Origin of the sequence: Vibrio hibernica (assembly GCF_015223435.1) — a bacterium.
Taxonomy (GTDB): Bacteria; Pseudomonadota; Gammaproteobacteria; order Enterobacterales; family Vibrionaceae; genus Vibrio; species Vibrio hibernica.
In genome coordinates this window covers 1-17,599 of the sequence record NZ_VHKO01000049.1, presented here as the reverse complement: position 1 = coordinate 17,599, position 17,599 = coordinate 1, and the positions used below count along the sequence as shown (strand labels likewise).

Sequence of the window (17,599 nt, the reverse complement as noted above, 5' to 3'; positions counted from 1 at the left end):
ATTATTTATACCGTTATACGCTTACGGATACAACTGGAAATCCATACATTATATTAATTAAGTTATTCATAACGACCGTTTTTTCTTAGAATTTAAATGAAAGCGAATAAGTTTTGATATTAGGTTTGTTCTAAGACAATGTTTATCAGGAAAAAATCCTCTTTATCTATATTTTGAGGCGTATAATTTAGCCTTATAAGGGGGGCTTTATGTTTACTAAATTGCCTAAATGGGTGGAGTACGGCGCATTTACATTGGCAGTCATTGCCGGTGTGATTAATGCTGTTGGTTTACTAGGTTTTCAGCATCAAGCTATTTCGCACTTGTCGGGAACTGTGACTTTATTTGGTACTCAAGTAGTGACAAATTTGAATGGTAGTTTGTATCTTGCCATGATCGTTTTTAGTTTTGTTGTAGGCTCAGCAATCTCTGGTTTTCTTTTATCTGGTGGGTCGTTAAAGCTAGGGAGGCATTATGACTCATTATTATTGATTGAGGGCTGCTTACTTATTATTTCGGCATATCTGTTGAGCCATTCATATTACTACGGTATTTATTTCGCATCTATGGCATGTGGCCTACAAAACGCACTCGCAACAACTTATAGTGGTGCGGTCATCAGAACGACGCATTTAACTGGCATTTTTACCGATCTCGGCATTATGCTGGGTAAGGTTTTAAAAGGTGATACGTTTGATCATCGTAAATGTGTGATGTTTCTTGTGATTATTATGGGCTTTGTTTCTGGTGGTGTGATTGGGCAATATTTATTCTCACTCTATAATGTTAGCGCACTTTATTTTCCTGCGGTGACTTGTTTGATGCTTGCCAGTACCTACAGAGGTTATCGGCTACTATCTAAATAACGTGAAGTGAACAATATCTCCCCTTTGAATTGTATACAATTTTAACCTGGTTCCTATATACTACCTGTTACTCATGTTTAATATTATTGGCTATATGACTAACAAAAACGCATTCGGTACAGATCGAAATAAAACTATGTTATTGGTGATTGGGGTTATGCTGATTGCTGCCAATCTACGTGCACCGGTAACGGGTATTGCACCTATGATTGAATTGATTTCCCATTCTTTTCAATTATCCTCGATTCAAGCCGGAATGCTAACCACATTACCTCTTATCGCTTTTGCTCTATTTGCTCCTCCATCCTCTTATTTAGCGAAAAAATTTGGTTTGGAATATACCGTTTTTTTAGCTTTGGTATTAATCGCGGCAGGATTATTGTTTCGCTCTTTAGGGAGTGTGAGCGCGTTATTCATGGGGACCGCACTCATTGGTGTTGGGGTAAGTATTGGTAATGTGTTGCTGCCTATAGTTGTGAAACGTGATTTCCCTATGAAGGTGGCAATCATGACTTCTAGCTATGTATTGGCAATGGGAATTGCATCGGGAGCCGCCTCTGCATTTTCAATTCCATTAGCGAACGATTACCAACTAGGTTGGCAGGGATCGTTAGCAGCACTTTCGATTTTAACTTTTATCGCTATGATTTTCTGGCTGCCGCAATTACGTAATAACAGTAAACCTACGGAAGTTAGTACTTCTAGTTCTACAACTAATTTGTGGACAAAACGGTTGGCTTGGCAGGTTTCATTTTATCTAGGTTTAGGCTCTTACTTTACCTATACCATGATCGCATGGTTGCCAAGTTTACTTATCCAGTCAGGCTTTAGTGCTGAAGAAGCTGGGGGGATCCATGGTATTTTTCAAATAGGCACTGCATTACCTGGCATTTTTGTTATCCCTTTAGTCGCTCGCTTAAATGATCAACGCTTACCGGCTTTTGGTATTTGTATTATTGCGGGTATCTGTTCTGTTGGCCTGTTGTATTTACCTGAGTTTGCTTATATTTGGTCCTTTTTATTAGGGTTAGCTTCTGGGGCTTGGTTTATTTTAGGTTTATCTTTTATTAGCTTTAGAACCACCAGTGCATTACAAGCGACGACACTTTCAGGAATGGCACAATTTGTTGGCTATTCACTGGCTGCAATAGGACCTATGCTGGCGGGTTACTTACATGGGCTTCATAATGGATGGCAAGAAGTGATGATCATGATTGTGATTGTTTGTGTTATTGCCGCGTCATTGGGATTGTTTGCTGGGCGTAGAGTGACGGTTGATTAATACCTTCTGTTTAGCGCTACTTTCTGTTTAGAGCTAAATGGATACGATCATTTTAGACGAGCCACATAATAAAGAAGCCTGTTCAATTTTCATTGAGCAGGCTTTTGTGCTTTTACGCTAAACCGCTAGATCAGAGACCTCTTTGGAGATTAGAAGTTTGCGCTGCGTGGTGTACGTGGGAATGGAATAACGTCACGAACGTTGCCCATGCCAGTCACGTAAGATACTAAACGTTCAAAACCAAGACCGAAACCTGCGTGAGGTACAGTGCCGTAACGACGTAGGTCGCGATACCAAGACATATGCTCAGGATCGATGCCCATCTCAATCATACGCGCATCAAGTACATCTAAACGTTCTTCACGTTGAGCGCCACCGATGATTTCACCGATACCCGGAGCAAGTACATCCATAGCTGCAACGGTTTTACCATCATCATTTTGACGCATGTAGAATGCTTTAATGTCTTTCGGGTAGTTTTTCACAATCACTGGCGCTTTAAAATGCTCTTCAGCAAGGAAGCGTTCATGTTCAGAGGACATATCGATTCCCCATTCAACATCAAATTCAAACTTACGGCCTGAATCTTTCAGAATTTGGATAGCATCAGTATAGTCAACTTGTGCAAAATCAGATTTCACGAATTGCTCAAGGCGAGTAATGGCTTCTTTATCAATACGAGAAGCAAAGAATTCAAGATCGTCACGGCGTTCTTCTAACACCGCTGCAAACACATATTTCAACATGTCTTCAGCTAATTTAGCCGCATCGTCAAGATCGGCAAATGCGATTTCTGGTTCAACCATCCAAAACTCTGCAAGGTGACGACTGGTGTTTGAGTTCTCTGCGCGGAAAGTAGGGCCGAATGTATAGACTTTACTTAGTGCACAAGCATAAGCTTCTGCGTTAAGTTGACCTGATACCGTTAGGAATGTTTCTTTACCGAAGAAATCTTCATTGTAATCAACGTTGCCTTTGTCATCCAAAGGAAGGTTGTTATGATCTAATGTTGAGACTCGGAACATTTCACCAGCGCCTTCAGCATCAGAGGCGGTAATTAATGGCGCTGAAACCCAGAAGTATCCTTGTTCATGATAGAAGCGGTGAATGGCTTGAGATAAACAGTTACGAACGCGAGCAACTGCGCCAATAACGTTGGTGCGAGGGCGAAGGTGTGCCACTTCACGTAAATATTCAATAGAGTGACGAGTTTTTGCCATTGGGTAAGTATCAGCGTCTTCAACCCAACCAACGACTTTTACGGCCGTTGCGGCAAGTTCACAATCTTGACCTTTCGCCGGAGATTCAACAACCGTTCCGGTGACTTCAACAGAGCAACCTGTGGTTAGTTTTAATATTTCGTCTTGATAATTATTTAACTCATTTGGAACCACGGCCTGAATCGGATCAAAACAAGAACCGTCATAAATAGCAAGGAAAGAGATCCCAGCTTTTGAATCACGACGTGAACGGATCCAACCGCGAACAGTGACTTCACTGCCTACTGCTAATTTTCCGCTTAAAACGTCTGTCACAGGCGCGTAAGTCATTTTTTTCTCCATTAAAACACCGCTCTTTAATAATATTGAGGGTGCGAACTGTCTTAAATGTGTACGATGAAAATCGCATCGAAAGTACCTGATATATTACCTGTCATCTTTTTCGCTTCAACCTTTTATTGTTCTATTCTCTGTATTTTTAGCGCATAGAATCTGATTTACTGCATTACTTGGCGAAATTATCGATTTTGTCCGGAGAAAGTACAGGCGATCTTGATTACTATGTAACAATAAATAATAAATGCGTTGGGGAGTAATAAGAGGTGAATGTTAAATATCAGTTAGCTTATTTAGTAATAGTCGTGGTTCTGATGAGTGGGAAGCGTGTTTTCCTAAAGGATGTGCACCAAGCCGAGCTTGTGTAAAAGCTGAACTTGCCAATCCTAAACTGTTAGTTGAAATTGCTTTTGTCGCGGCAGCAGGAGAATAAAGAGCTCTCAAATGCTCAAATAAAAGAAAGGCGTACTAAATGAAAGTACACCTTTTTGTTTTTTAATCGATGGTTCTTAGGGCTTAGTAAAAATGATTAAGACCCTAACTCAACAAATAACTTTAACCGCTAATCCACCTTGTGATGTTTCACGATATTTTGCATTCATATCTTTGCCTGTCTCTAGCATGGTTTCGATAACTTTATCTAAAGAGACGCGTGGCTCTGATGAACGACGCATTGCCATACGAGTTGAGTTAATGGCTTTTACTGCTGCAATACCATTACGCTCAATACATGGCACTTGAACTTGACCAGCAACTGGGTCGCAGGTTAGCCCTAGATTATGTTCCATGCCGATTTCCGCAGCCATACAGACTTGTTCTGGGCTGCCACCAAGTAATTCAGCAAGACCTGCTGCTGCCATAGAACAAGCAACACCAACTTCACCTTGGCATCCTACTTCTGCCCCAGAAATAGAAGCATTTTGTTTGTATAAGCCACCAATTGCGCCAGAAGCGGCAAAGTATCGAATGTAATCTTTTTCCGTAACCGTTTGAATAAACTTATCATAATAAGCTAAAACGGCAGGAATAATGCCACATGCACCATTAGTTGGCGCGGTAACGACACGTCCACCCGCGGCATTTTCTTCATTTACTGCAAAGGCGTACATATTAACCCAATCCATTACCGCCATTGGATCGGTTGAAGTATTTGATGTTGTTAATAGTAATTGACGCAAGGCAGGTGCACGACGAGGAACACGCAATGGCCCTGGAAGAATGCCTTCGGTGTTCATGCCTTTTTCCATGCAATCACGCATGGTTTTCCAGATATTAGCAAAATAGGTTCGAACATCCTCGTTGGAGTGCTGAGCATGTTCGTTTTTCATCACTAATGTACTAATGGATAAACCATGTTCTTTACATAATGCAAGAAGTTGATTTGCGGTGTTAAATTCGTATGGTGCTTTAATAGCATCTTCTACTTTTTTACCAAAACTTTCTTCATCAACAATGAAGCCACCGCCAATAGAATAATAGGTTTTGGAGTAGGCGACGTCATCATCAATCCATGCATGCAAGGTCATGCCATTTTCATGCAATGAAAGGTTGGTTTTTTGGAAGTTCATACCACCAATTTTGGGGAAATCAACCGTGTGGCAATGCATGCCAACGGGTAAACGTTCTGTTTCTTCTACTCGAGCAATAAAGCTCGGAATAGCGTCAATATCTACATGTTCTGGCGTGTTACCTGCCAGACCCATAATGATAGCAATATCAGTATGGTGACCTTTCCCTGTCAGTGATAATGAACCGTAAACATCGACAGTAATTTTTGTAATATCACGCAACTTACCTTGACCACGAAGATCATCAATAAATTGTTTACCGGCTTTCATTGGACCAACAGTATGAGAACTTGAAGGGCCAACGCCAATTTTGTAGATATCAAAAACACTTACCATGTTATTACCTCGAAGTAAGCCCCTTAAAATTAAGAGGCTTTGGTTTTCTTATGTTGTTTTGGTGCTTTTATATTAATGATAATTTAGCTTTAAATTAGGGCATTAAAAAAAACTGTAGAGTACAGAAGTGATGGCGGCAATACCACAAGTTGCTGTAAAGATTTGTGCAACATTTGATGTCTTGAATTTTGCCATCGCTGGAACTTTACGCATCGCATAAATAGGAAGAAGGAATAAGATGGCTGCGATCATCGGTGCACCCATGGACTCAATCATACCTAAGATACTTGGGTTAATGATTGAAATGATCCAAGTGGTGACTACGATAAAAATAAGTGACATCTTATTGCATTTATTATCATTCATTTTTGAGCGAGATTTTACAAGCCCAACAAGACCTTCGTGCGCCCCTAGGAAATGACCAAAGTAACTTGAAGTAATCGCCGCAAACGCAACAATTGGTCCTAAGTAAGAAATCATTGGAGAGGAGTGAATGTTGGCTAAGTAAGAAAGCACACTAATATTTTGAGCTTGTGCTTCACCAAGTTGCGCAGGCGTTAAAGAAAGCACCACTGAGAATACGAAGAACATAACGAATGCCATCAGCATAGTTGCGGCGCCGCCAGTGATCATATCAGTTTTCTTTGCTGCATTATCACCATATACACGACGTTGTTCTTTTGTGAATTGGCTGATGATTGGACTATGGTTAAAAGAGAACACAATGATAGGGATCGCAAGCCAAATAATTTTAGGCATTGCCACCCAATCAGGGCTAACTTCTGCCATTGAAGTGTTCCACTCAGGGATCAAGAAGATTGAAAGTGCTAATAGAATCAGCACTAAAGGGTAAACCATCGCTGATGTTACTTTCAGCATGAGATCTTTACCGAAAATTACGCCACAAGTCATCAATGAAATCAATGCACCAGAAAGCAACCAGCGAGGAATTGATTCTATACCTATTTGGTTCACCAAAAACGAATCCACAGTATTGGTGATACCGACACCATAGATAAGTACGATAGGGTAAATAGCGAAGAAGTAAGCAAAAGTAATAATGGTGGCACCGGTTTTACCAAAGTGCTCCTCTACAACATCCGTAATATCGGCGTCGGGGTTTTTAGATGAAAGGACAAAACGAGCTAAACCTTTGTGTGCTAGCCAGATCATTGGCATTGCAATTAGAGCTAAAATCACTAATGGCCAAAAACCACCCGCACCTGCTTTAATTGGTAAAAATAGAACACCAGCACCGACGGCTGTACCGAAAAGTGATAGCACCCAAGAAAAATCTTTATAGGTCCATTTATTTACAGCGGAAATGCTTTCGCTCGCTGCGTTTACAGTGTTTGTTTGCATAGTATAAATTCTCTTAATTGTGGGAACAGGAAGAATTGCCGGGGATTATGCGTGTTTAAATGATAAAAAACACGATCCATATCAATTAAATTTAGATAGAGAATTTGAAGTATGCAGATCTTGCGTTACATCACACAGTGATGACGATTCGGATTAGATTTTCTAATTTAACGATAAGTTATAGTTATTAGAACCTATAGATTATTTTAAGTTATAAAATAAGTTTAGGTTTTTATTTGCAGCTGTTTTTGGAGAGCTTGAATAATTTGAGCTGTCACCCCCCAAATAAAGTGCTTCTGATAGGACACAGAGTATATTTGATGACCTATTCCACTAATCATCATATTAGTAGTATGTAAGTTTCGAGGGTTAAATAGGTAGCTGGCAGGAACTTCAAAAATAGAATCGACTTCATTAGGGTCTAGAATACATTGAGGATTATTATTAATTATAGCGACAAAGGGGGTGATTTCAAATTGGCTAATCGTAACCAACTCTGGTAGTTGACCAAGCAATTTAATGGTATCTGGTAATAGACCAATTTCTTCTTCGGTTTCCCTTAAAGCTGTTTCAGAAAGTGAATGATCACTCAGTTCATACTTTCCCCCAGGGAAACTGATTTCACCAGCATGATGCTTTAAATGAGACGCTCGTTTCGTAAACAAGACATGTATTCCATCTGGTCTATCAATACAAGGGATAAGGACAGCTGCTTTTCTAAGAGAGGGTTGTTTTAAGTGAGCGACACGCAGTAAACTTTCGGATTGATATTGGCCAGGTGATATTAAAGAAAATTGTCGTATGAGTTCAGCTCTTTTCATGGCCTTTATTTTCCTTAATACGATTGTTCATATAGTTCTATATCGAGTATAGACTTGTTTTTAACTGTCTGACAATATTGGTAAAATTCTGCTAACTTTATCAAGTGTTTCTTGGTATTCAGCTTCCATTTCGCTATCGGCAACAATACCACCGCCAGCCCAAGAATACAGGTTACCCTGATGAGCAAGTAATGTGCGTATGGTAATGTTGCTGTCCATATTGCCACAACGACTAATATAACCAATGCTGCCACAATAGAGGTTTCTTCGATGTGGTTCTAGCTCTTCAATAATCTGCATTGCCCGAACTTTAGGTGCGCCAGTAATAGAGCCACCAGGGAAACAAGCTCTCAATAAAGTAGAGGCTGATTGCTTCGAGTCAAGCTCTGCTCGTATGGTGCTGACGAGATGATGTACGGCAGGAAAGCTTTCGATTTCGAATAAAAAAGGAACGGTTACTGTACCCGGCTTTGCTACTCGGCCAATATCATTGCGTAGTAAATCAACGATCATTAAGTTTTCAGCTTGATCTTTTTCAGCGTTTTTTAGCTGCTGTGCAAGTTTTGCATCTTCTTGTGGATCCGAGCTACGAGGGCGAGTGCCTTTAATCGGCTTTGTTTCAATATTTAGCTTGGATGAATCATTGTCGAGTAATAAAAAACGTTCTGGTGAAATACTTATTACGGCAAGCTCATTGGTTCTAATGAACGCAGAAAAAGGCGCATGATTACTGTTTTCGAGCTTTTGATAGGCTTGCCATTCACTGCCTTGGTAGGTGGACGTAAATCGTTGTGCAAGATTGATCTGGTAACAATCACCAGAATGTAAGTATTCTTGAATGGTGTCGAATTTTTCAGAGTATTCCGATTTAGTCATATTCGAAGACCAAGCGGAGGTCAGTCGGAAGTCTTCATCTCTCGTTTTTTCTTGTTCTGTTAGCCACTGCTTATGATGTTCTAAGTTTTGCCCAACAAAAAAAGCGCGTTTTAATTGATGATCAATGATTAAAGCCCACTCATAGATACCAATCGCCATATCGGCCGTTGGAATGTCTTCAGCGGCAGTGCGAGGAATGGTTTCAATACGTCTCCCCAGATCATAGCTAAAATAGCCCAATGCACCGCCAATGAAAGGGATGTTATCAATAGGCGATAATGGGGGTAATAATTTAGATTGATAGTGCTCTAACAGTTCAAATGGATCTTGGTTTGACTCGTGTGTGGTTACGTTATTTTCTGTATAGAGTGTTACTTGGGTAAGCTCGTCTTTCGTTATTAATGTCGCAATAGGGTTGGCGACTAAAACATCGTATCGATTGTTCGGATGTCCTTCGGCAGCAGAGCGTAACAACATTGCCCAAGGTAGATGCTGCAGACGTGAAAAATAGCTCAAACTTAAATTTGACGAATAAACGAGCGTTTCTATGTTAACTGAATGTGACAACGTAGCTTTCATGGTTTTTATTTGATTTTTCATTACGTAAATTGTGACAAGGATTCAATCGTTGCATGGTATCTAGCGAGTAGCAAGAGTATCATAAAACCGCACAAAGCAATCGAGTTACAACAACAGTAAACTAATAATCAAAAAAGAATTTAATCACCACTTGTTAATTGAATTAGATCGATGAATGAAAATGGATGCGTAAGTACTATGTCGTCCAATTATTCAGATATTTTCAGGTGAAGAATCATTATTACTGAGGCAATTATGACCGTTATCCGTAAGCAAGATGTAATCAGCAGCGTTGCTGATGCCCTCCAATATATCTCTTATTATCATCCTCTGGATTTTATTCAAGCGCTTGAAAAAGCGTACAACAAAGAAGAAAGCCAAGCGGCGAAAGATGCTATTGCTCAGATATTAATTAATTCACGTATGTCAGCCGAAGGGCACCGCCCAATTTGTCAAGATACTGGGATTGTGACGTGTTTTGTTAATATCGGGATGGAAGTATCGTGGGATGAGACCGATATGACGGTACAACAAATGGTTGATGAAGGTATTCGTCAAGCGTACACCAATCCAGATAATCCGTTGAGAGCATCCATATTGTCCGATCCTGCCGGTAAACGAATTAATACTAAAGATAATACGCCGGGTGTTGTCCATATTAATATGGTTCCCGGTAATAAAGTCGATATCCAAATTGCGGCAAAAGGCGGCGGCTCAGAAAATAAAACCAAAATGGTGATGTTAAATCCATCGGATGATATTGCTGAATGGGTTGAAAAAACGTTGCCATTAATGGGCGCAGGTTGGTGTCCTCCGGGCATGCTAGGAATAGGTATTGGCGGTACGGCAGAAAAAGCAGCCGTGTTGGCAAAAGAATCTTTAATGGAACACATTGATATTGCCGAGCTAATAGAACGCGGTCCTGAGACCACAGAAGAAAAGTTGCGTGTTGATATCTTTAACCGTGTGAATAAGCTTGGTATTGGCGCACAAGGTCTTGGCGGTTTAACTACTGTTGTGGATGTGAAGATTAAAACCGCGCCTACTCACGCAGCGTCCAAACCTGTGTGCTTAATACCTAACTGCGCAGCGACACGTCATGTTCACTTCACTTTAGATGGCTCAGGCCCGGCGCAATTAGATCCACCAAAACTAGAAGATTGGCCAAAAATCACTTGGGAAGCGGGCGAGAATACTCGTCGAGTCAACTTGGATGAAGTGACCAAAGAAGATGTCCAAGAATGGAAAACAGGCGAAACGGTTTTATTGTCGGGTAAAATTCTAACTGGACGAGATGCTGCTCATAAACGTATTCAGAGTTTATTAGAAAGCGGTGAAGGCTTACCTGAAGGACTAGATTTTAAAGGTAAATTTATTTATTACGTCGGCCCAGTTGACGCTGTTGGCGATGAAGTTGTCGGCCCCGCAGGACCTACGACATCTACACGTATGGATCAATTTACCGACATGATGCTAGAAGAAACCGGCATCATGGGAATGATTGGTAAGGCTGAGCGTGGCGCGGCAACCGTTGAGTCGATTAAAAAGAATAAATCGGTTTATCTAATGGCAGTTGGCGGAGCGGCATATTTGGTGGCGAAAGCGATTAAAAAAGCACGTGTTGTGGCGTTTGAAGAATTAGGTATGGAAGCTATTTACGAATTTGAAGTGGAAGATATGCCCGTCACGGTTGCGGTTGACTCTACAGGGGCAAATGCCCACCAAATCGGACCTGATACTTGGAAGGTAAAAATAGCTGAAATGGAAAAATAACCTGACTAATCAAATGAAATTGATTATAGTTTGGTTATTGAACATATACTTAACTCACATAAGTATTTATGGCTGAATATTTAGGAGATGATATGCCACGTTTTGTACGGATATTACAAATTCTTATCGCGATAGTGGTTGGTGGTTATACGATTTTTGAACTCATTCGCTTTGGGATCTCTATTTTCAGTGAACCTTTAGGGTCGTTTGTTACCATGACCATTGTTCTAGCTTTATTCTTAGAGTTAGCGCTGTTCGTAATTTATAAAATGATACAAGAAGATTAATTCTCTTTATTCATCCTATGTTACAAAGGCTCGCATGAATTTATGCGAGCCTTTTTTATTTATACATTCGTCAGTGGTATTATGTGTGTCTTACCTTATCGTATGGTTGGAGTAGTTAATGAAGTTAAAGCAAGAAGTGAATGATCTCGTAAAGCGCAGCCTCGATCGCCATTTACGTTTGGCGGTGACAGGCTTGTCTCGCGCAGGAAAAACAGCCTTTATTACTTCATTAGTGAACCAGTTACTTCATAGTTCCACCCAAGATAATTTGCCTCTGTTTGAAGCTAGCCGTAATAAACAATTACTTGGTGCAAAACGCATACCTCAAACCAATCTAATGGTTCCAAGGTTTGATTATGATTTAGCGATAGAACAACTAAATTCAACGCCACCAAAATGGCCAGAGCCGACTCGCGATGTCAGCGAAATTCGCTTAGCTATTCGGTTTAAACCTAAAAAAGGGGCGCGTCGTTTACTTAAATCAACTTCTACTTTGTATTTAGATATTGTGGATTATCCGGGAGAATGGTTATTGGATCTTCCTTTGCTGGATATGACTTTTGAGCAATGGTCTAACGACCAATTAAAGCACCTGACTTCTGATAGAGCGTCTAGTGTGCGTGCAGCACTGGCTAAAAAGTGGTTAGTTAAATTAAACCACTTTGACTTATATGCGAGTGCGAATGAAAACCGTGTTGCTGAGCTAGCAAGATCTTACACTCTATATTTACACGAATGTAAAAAGGCAGGATTACACTGGGTGCAACCTGGGCGGTTCGTTTTACCTGGTGAGTTGGAAGGGGCTCCGGTGTTACAGTTTTTTCCTGTGATGATAGAGGTTGATGCGGATGGAAAACCACTAAAAGACATTAATAAAAACTCGTCGTATGCCATGCTGCGATCACGTTTTAATGAATACAAAAAGAAAATTGTAAAAGCCTTTTATCAAGAGCATTTTGCCAGTTTTGATCGACAAATAGTGCTGGTGGATTGTTTGCAACCTCTCAATGCCGGCCATGATTCTTTTAATGATATGAGTGGAGCGATCACTCAACTTTTACAGAGCTTTAAGTATGGACGTAACTCTATTCTTAAGCGTTTATTTTCAGCCAAAATTGATAAGGTGCTTTTTGTCGCCACTAAAGCTGATCATGTTACTCCGGACCAACATGGCAATATGGTATCGCTATTGCAACAGCTGGTGAATGAAGCGTGGCAACATGTGTCCTATGAAGGCATTGATATGGAATGCATGAGTTTATCGTCTATTCAGGCCACGATGCCCGGTTATGCCAGTGCTGGAGATACCACTTTACAAGCGATTAAAGGCACTACGCTGGATGAAGAAACACTGACTCTGTATCCCGGTGAAGTACCGGCGAAATTACCCAATGCGCAATATTGGAAACAACATGGCTTTGATTTTCATCAGTTCCGACCTTTAAAAATTCCACAAGGTCAGCCATTGCCACACATTCGAGTGGATAAAGCGATGCAATTTTTGTTAGGAGATAAATTACGATGAGTGATTACAAATCGAAGAAGGTATTTTCTAGTGATAAATTTGATTCTTATCAAAGTGAGTCAGTTCCTAACGCTTCAATAATAGATAGCGAATCAATAGCCGCGACTCAATCAACAAAATCGACTCCCAAGCCGACGAAAAGACTATTAAGAGATCAACAAGAATTACAAAAGATTGTTGAGGAAGTAGAAGGTGCCGAGAATTTAACGGCTAAAGTGAATTTCACTGAACACACTCAGTTCACGCCTATGACACTTTCAGAGCAATCTGCCATCGATCAAGAACAGGCTCTAGAGGCTCAAATGGTGGAAGTCATCCACCCAAAAGGTAAGCGACGTTTGCTATGGTCGATTGGTAGCCTTTCGTTTGCAGGCTTATTGGGTTGGCAGTGTGTTAATAATATTGTAACGGCTTATCAAACCAATGATTGGTTATCGTTAGGTTGGTCTGCTCTTATTGCAGGGGCTGCATCTTTTGGTGTTGTAGTCATTGGCAGAGAATTATGGAAGTTGCGCCGCCTGCGTAATCAATTGAGCAACCAAGAAAAAGCAATGGACTTTATTTATGCTAATACGGTTAATTCATCGAAAATAAACACTAAGCAAGCAAGCCCTCAGCAAATAAGCCATGGTAAAGCGGCTCCTTTCTGTGAGTCGATTGCTAAAGATGCTGGGATAACACTTGAGCATGTTGGTTATGATCGTTGGAAGAAATCAGTAACGGCTAATCATAATGATGCAGATGTGATCGAGCTATACGATTCTATGGTGGTGAGCCTTCAAGACCAACAAGCGAAAAAGCTGGTGGCTAATTATTCATGCGAAGCGGCTGTATTAGTTGCAATTAGTCCACTTGCCATTGCAGATATGATCTTAATTGCTTGGCGTAACTTTAAGCTGATTAATGAACTAGGTAAGGTTTATGGCGTTGAACTTGGTTATTTTTCACGTTTACGATTAGTGAAACTTGTTTTTATTAATATGGCGGCCGCAGGAGCAAGTGAGTTAGTGGTAGATGCGAGTATGCATGCACTGTCGATTGATATTGCAGGTAAGCTTTCGGCGCGAGCAGCACAAGGAATTGGTGTTGGTTTATTAACGGCAAGATTAGGTATCAAGGCAATGGCATTATTACGTCCTTTACCTTGGCAAAAAGATAAAGCGGTACGCTTAAGTGAAATTCGTAAACAGATCGTTCTTCGGGTGATTGGTAAGAAGAATTAACAAATAGTGACTCATTGATCATGCTTGATTTTAGTGGTTTTTCTTGACGATATGACAGGCTTGCCTCACACTGCTGTCAACTTTTCGTGACACTAAGAAGGGCATGTAGTGAGGTTAGAAGTCTTATGTAACGACCGTTTAGAGGTAACTCAACAACTGGTCGAATTGTTAGTTTGTAATCGAGTTGATTTACGTGGCATTGAGTTTTCGGCGAAAGGCATTATTCATCTAAATTGCCCTGATATTAACTTTGATGTGTTTCGTGACCTAACGGTAAAAATCCGCCACATCTCCGGTGTTACCGATGTCCGTAAAATTCCTTTTTTGCCCAGCGAACGAGAAACAACAGAGCTAAATGCCATTTTAGATACATTGCCCGATCCTATTATTTCAATTAGTTTGAAAGGTGAGATTGAAATGGCAAATGACTCTGCGCTAGCATTATTCAAAGTTTCTATTCAGCAAATACAATCAGTTAGTATTTTTCACTACATTCCAAAGCTTCAATCCGCGCCTTGGTTTAAAGCCTTCGAAAACGAGGGTTCAAGTACCAAACAAACTCATGCCGATGAGGGCGCTTTGCGATATCGCGACAACATCACCATTGAAGGTTTAAACTATTTGATGGATGTTATGCCTGTTGTGATTCACTCTGATGTAGGTGATGCGATTCTGGCGGGTGCAGTTGTCATGCTAAAACCAATTGTTCAATCAGAAGTGAAACTCAGAGCGGTATCAGAATACAATCCATTAGGCTTTGAGCACTTTGTTGGTGTCTCTAATTCTCACCAACGTTTGATGAACCAAGCTAAAAAGTTGGCCATGCTCGATCAGCCATTATTGATTGAAGGAGATACTGGAACAGGCAAAGAGATGCTTGCTCGTGCTTGTCATAACCGCTCGTTACGTTCCGCGAATTCATTTTTAGTCTTAAGCTGTGCTTCGATGCCAGATGATGTAGCAGAGACGGAATTATTTGGTCATGCACCTGGAACGTTTAACACGGAAATTGGACATAAAGGTATTTTTGAGCAAGCTCATCAAGGGACGGTTTTCCTCGATGAAATTGGCGAAATGAGCGCACATTTACAAATTAAATTGCTACGTTTTTTACAAGATGGTTCGTTTAGGCGTGTCGGGGAAGAAAAGGAAATGCACGTCGATGTGCGAGTCATTGCTTCGACCAAGCAAACGTTGTCACAATTAACTCAAGAAGGCAGCTTTCGTGAAGATTTGTACTATCGCTTAAATGTGCTGAATCTATCAATACCACCAATTCGTGAACGCAGCAGTGATGTTTTGCCGTTACTCAATATGTTTGTTGCCAAATATGCACAACAATTGGGCCTACTTATACCAAGTTATGATGAGCATTTAGTGGAGCAATTAAGCTTGTATCCTTGGCCGGGTAATATTCGTCAGCTCGAGAATTCGGTGTTACGTGCAATGACTCAACTCGATTCAGATGTACTTAATTTTGCACACTTTCAACTACCTAAATTACAGCCAAGTGCATCTGCTTTTGAAGCTCATCTACCAAGTTTTAATCTCGATGGTAATTTAGATGAGATGATGAAAAATTATGAATCTCAAATATTAGAGCGTTTGTACCAATCGTTTCCATCGAGTCGAAAATTAGCGAAAAGATTAGATGTTTCTCATACATCCATTGCGAATAAACTACGTGATTACGGGATAAGGAAAGTTTAATGGTGACATCACTACCATTTTTCACACATCAAGATTTGTGTAAAGGAATGAGCTTTCAATCGGATAATTACAGCCTTAGATTACTGAACTCAGGTGATGAAGGGTTGATGTGTCATTTCTATACGGAAAATAAACCCCATTTAGAACCTTGGGAGCCTATACGCGATGGTGCTTTTTATATTCAGTCTGATTGGTGTAAGCGGATAGCGACGTTAAAAATAGCACATCAACATAAATTGAGTTTCTCATTTATATTACTAGATAAAAATGAGTCTCAGATTTATGGTGTGATTAATTACAGTAATTTGTCTGGCTATCCATTTTATGCTTGTAATTTAGGCTATGCCCTAGCTGAAAGCGCACAAGGTCAAGGCTTGATGCAAACCGCTTTAGCGATGACGAACCAATGGTTGTTTGAGCAAATAAATATGCATAGGATCATGGCCGCTTATATCCCTTCCAATACTCGCAGCGAAAAAGTATTAAAGAACTTACGTTTTGTACATGAGGGAATTGCAGAAGATTACCTATTAATTAATGGACGTTGGCAAGCTCATAATTTGATGTCTCTAACGAATCAGTACTGGCGATTGCCATAAAGCTCAGGAGGGTAAATGATGGAACGTTTAAATAAGCAACTTGCGTTGTTAATTGAACTGGATAAACTCAAAACCGTTCTGCGTCGTACTCGTGTGAAAGCGGCAGAAGGTCGCTTAGAAAATACGGCAGAGCACAGTTGGCATGTGGCATTGATGGCATTATTAATGGAAGAGCATGCAAATGAACCCGTTGAAATTGCCAAAGTGGTTAAAATGTTGCTCTTACACGATATCGTGGAAATTGATGCGGGTGATACCTTTGTTTATGATACTGCAGCGTCTAAAGTACAAGCCGAGAAAGAGTTAAAAGCAGCACATCGTCTATTTGGTATGTTACCAGAGGATCAAGGCGAGGAGCTGATGTCGATCTGGCTAGAGTTTGAAGCAGCCCAAAGTCCTGAAGCTAAATTTGCCAAAGCACTCGATCGGTTGATTCCAATGTTATTGAACTATAACAATCATGGACAAAGCTGGGTTGAACATGGTGTTGCAAAATCACAAGTGTTAACCGTTAATGCTCGAATTGAACAAGGTTCAGAGACTCTCTGGGCTAGAACTCAGGAAATAGTCGCAGAAGCAGTTAAAAATGGTTGGCTAAAAGACCAATAAATAATTTAAAAGTAGGGCTGTATGGCATATATACCTTTGGATGAATACCAAAGAAAATGGATATTTACTCATCAATCATTACCGGTTCCTGAATCGGATTTAGTGCATATTAAACCGATCACTCAACAGCGATCTGCACACCTCTGGATCGAAAATATTAGTAAGCAGAGTCCTGATTCTGACCGTCTGAGCTCCTCCGACTGGCCAAGTAAGGCGGGATGTTGGATCGATGAAATTGATTGGTCCGCAGCATGGGATTCGGATGAACCCGATTTGCCACAAGAAGTGCTTGCACATATTGACTGGCAAGATGATGTGACCGTCTATTTTTGTTATGAAAAATATAATTCAATTGAAACAAAGTGGTCTATTTTCAAAAAGCATTGGAAGAATTTTTTATTCTTTGATGACGGTCCTATATTAATTGGCCGCCGTCGCAGTGAGGTTTTATGGTTTAGCAGTAAAGGTATGGTAAAACTAGGTAATCGAGAGTAGTTCTATTTGTTTTTTATTGTTTGAGAAGCTGCCAGTATCAATGGCAGCTTTTTTTGTGATCGTAGAATTATCACAGATACCCATACTTGGATTAATAGACATATTTAAGGCGAAAATATCATCCTAGTGTTT

General features: G+C 40.4%; 15 protein-coding genes and 1 pseudogene. 11 read left to right on the top strand and 5 right to left on the bottom strand.

Annotated features, from left to right (window positions below; genetic code table 11):
* The first annotated feature begins 209 nt into the window (after positions 1 to 209).
* Positions 210 to 866 carry a YoaK family protein gene (locus FH976_RS13285; protein ID WP_194091321.1) on the top strand — a complete coding sequence of 219 codons (657 nt, stop codon included), beginning with the start codon at positions 210 to 212 and terminating at the stop codon, positions 864 to 866.
* A gap of 94 nt (positions 867 to 960) precedes the next feature.
* Positions 961 to 2,148, top strand: coding sequence for an MFS transporter (locus FH976_RS13280; RefSeq protein WP_194091320.1), 1,188 nt, complete (start codon positions 961 to 963; stop codon positions 2,146 to 2,148).
* 149 nt (positions 2,149 to 2,297) lie between these two features.
* Here FH976_RS13280 and asnS read toward each other — a convergent pair whose 3' ends face one another.
* Positions 2,298 to 3,698, bottom strand: coding sequence for an asparagine--tRNA ligase (asnS, locus tag FH976_RS13275; RefSeq protein ID WP_194091319.1), 1,401 nt, complete (start codon positions 3,696 to 3,698; stop codon positions 2,298 to 2,300).
* Between the two features lie 325 nt (positions 3,699 to 4,023).
* Here asnS and FH976_RS15955 point away from each other — a divergent pair.
* Positions 4,024 to 4,137, top strand: a pseudogene (locus FH976_RS15955) (RidA family protein); the annotation flags it as partial.
* 109 nt (positions 4,138 to 4,246) lie between these two features.
* Here FH976_RS15955 and FH976_RS13265 read toward each other — a convergent pair.
* The 4 genes from FH976_RS13265 to pabB form a co-directional block, all read right to left on the bottom strand.
* On the bottom strand, positions 4,247 to 5,608 hold the full coding sequence (locus tag FH976_RS13265) for an L-serine ammonia-lyase (protein ID WP_194091318.1): 1,362 nt from the start codon (positions 5,606 to 5,608) through the stop codon (positions 4,247 to 4,249).
* A gap of 102 nt (positions 5,609 to 5,710) precedes the next feature.
* Positions 5,711 to 6,970 (bottom strand): aromatic amino acid transport family protein, encoded by a 1,260-nt coding sequence (locus FH976_RS13260; protein ID WP_194091317.1) that lies wholly within the window; start codon positions 6,968 to 6,970, stop codon positions 5,711 to 5,713.
* Positions 6,971 to 7,194: 224 nt separating this feature from the next.
* Positions 7,195 to 7,800, bottom strand: coding sequence for a CoA pyrophosphatase (locus FH976_RS13255; protein ID WP_194091323.1), 606 nt, complete (start codon positions 7,798 to 7,800; stop codon positions 7,195 to 7,197).
* Between the two features lie 51 nt (positions 7,801 to 7,851).
* Positions 7,852 to 9,246, bottom strand: coding sequence for an aminodeoxychorismate synthase component 1 (gene pabB, locus FH976_RS13250; RefSeq protein WP_228767446.1), 1,395 nt, complete (start codon positions 9,244 to 9,246; stop codon positions 7,852 to 7,854).
* Between the two features lie 255 nt (positions 9,247 to 9,501).
* Between pabB and FH976_RS13245 the strand changes: the two genes are divergently transcribed.
* From FH976_RS13245 to FH976_RS13210, 8 genes are all read left to right on the top strand, one after another.
* Complete coding sequence (locus FH976_RS13245; protein WP_194091315.1) at positions 9,502 to 11,019, top strand: fumarate hydratase; 1,518 nt, start codon at positions 9,502 to 9,504, stop codon at positions 11,017 to 11,019.
* A gap of 92 nt (positions 11,020 to 11,111) precedes the next feature.
* Complete coding sequence (locus FH976_RS13240; RefSeq protein ID WP_194091314.1) at positions 11,112 to 11,306, top strand: hypothetical protein; 195 nt, start codon at positions 11,112 to 11,114, stop codon at positions 11,304 to 11,306.
* Positions 11,307 to 11,424: 118 nt separating this feature from the next.
* Complete coding sequence (locus FH976_RS13235) at positions 11,425 to 12,831, top strand: YcjX family GTP-binding protein (protein WP_194091313.1); 1,407 nt, start codon at positions 11,425 to 11,427, stop codon at positions 12,829 to 12,831.
* Positions 12,828 to 14,054 carry a YcjF family protein gene (locus FH976_RS13230; RefSeq protein WP_194091312.1) on the top strand — a complete coding sequence of 409 codons (1,227 nt, stop codon included), beginning with the start codon at positions 12,828 to 12,830 and terminating at the stop codon, positions 14,052 to 14,054. Before FH976_RS13235 ends, FH976_RS13230 begins: the two co-directional genes overlap by 4 nt.
* Before the next feature lie 108 nt (positions 14,055 to 14,162).
* A complete protein-coding gene (gene tyrR / locus FH976_RS13225; RefSeq protein ID WP_194091311.1) occupies positions 14,163 to 15,764 on the top strand; it encodes a transcriptional regulator TyrR in 1,602 nt (533 codons plus the stop codon).
* A complete protein-coding gene (locus FH976_RS13220; protein WP_194091310.1) occupies positions 15,764 to 16,363 on the top strand; it encodes a GNAT family N-acetyltransferase in 600 nt (199 codons plus the stop codon). The genes tyrR and FH976_RS13220 overlap by 1 nt, the downstream gene beginning before the upstream one ends.
* Before the next feature lie 18 nt (positions 16,364 to 16,381).
* Positions 16,382 to 16,972, top strand: coding sequence for an HD domain-containing protein (locus FH976_RS13215; protein ID WP_194091322.1), 591 nt, complete (start codon positions 16,382 to 16,384; stop codon positions 16,970 to 16,972).
* A 21-nt stretch (positions 16,973 to 16,993) separates the two neighbouring features.
* The gene (locus FH976_RS13210; protein WP_194091309.1) at positions 16,994 to 17,467 is read left to right on the top strand and encodes a DUF2947 domain-containing protein; all 474 of its coding nucleotides are present in this window, start codon (positions 16,994 to 16,996) and stop codon (positions 17,465 to 17,467) included.
* Positions 17,468 to 17,599 lie beyond the last annotated feature (132 nt).

Coding starts and splice junctions, on each gene's coding strand:
- FH976_RS13285 (WP_194091321.1), top strand. CDS start 210: ATGTTTACTAAATTGCCTAAATGGGTGGAGTACGGCGCATTTACATTG.
- FH976_RS13280 (WP_194091320.1), top strand. CDS start 961: ATGACTAACAAAAACGCATTCGGTACAGATCGAAATAAAACTATGTTA.
- asnS (WP_194091319.1), bottom strand. CDS start 3,698: ATGACTTACGCGCCTGTGACAGACGTTTTAAGCGGAAAATTAGCAGTA.
- FH976_RS13265 (WP_194091318.1), bottom strand. CDS start 5,608: ATGGTAAGTGTTTTTGATATCTACAAAATTGGCGTTGGCCCTTCAAGT.
- FH976_RS13260 (WP_194091317.1), bottom strand. CDS start 6,970: ATGCAAACAAACACTGTAAACGCAGCGAGCGAAAGCATTTCCGCTGTA.
- pabB (WP_228767446.1), bottom strand. CDS start 9,246: ATGAAAGCTACGTTGTCACATTCAGTTAACATAGAAACGCTCGTTTAT.
- FH976_RS13245 (WP_194091315.1), top strand. CDS start 9,502: ATGACCGTTATCCGTAAGCAAGATGTAATCAGCAGCGTTGCTGATGCC.
- FH976_RS13240 (WP_194091314.1), top strand. CDS start 11,112: ATGCCACGTTTTGTACGGATATTACAAATTCTTATCGCGATAGTGGTT.
- FH976_RS13235 (WP_194091313.1), top strand. CDS start 11,425: ATGAAGTTAAAGCAAGAAGTGAATGATCTCGTAAAGCGCAGCCTCGAT.
- FH976_RS13230 (WP_194091312.1), top strand. CDS start 12,828: ATGAGTGATTACAAATCGAAGAAGGTATTTTCTAGTGATAAATTTGAT.
- FH976_RS13220 (WP_194091310.1), top strand. CDS start 15,764: ATGGTGACATCACTACCATTTTTCACACATCAAGATTTGTGTAAAGGA.
- FH976_RS13215 (WP_194091322.1), top strand. CDS start 16,382: ATGGAACGTTTAAATAAGCAACTTGCGTTGTTAATTGAACTGGATAAA.
- FH976_RS13210 (WP_194091309.1), top strand. CDS start 16,994: ATGGCATATATACCTTTGGATGAATACCAAAGAAAATGGATATTTACT.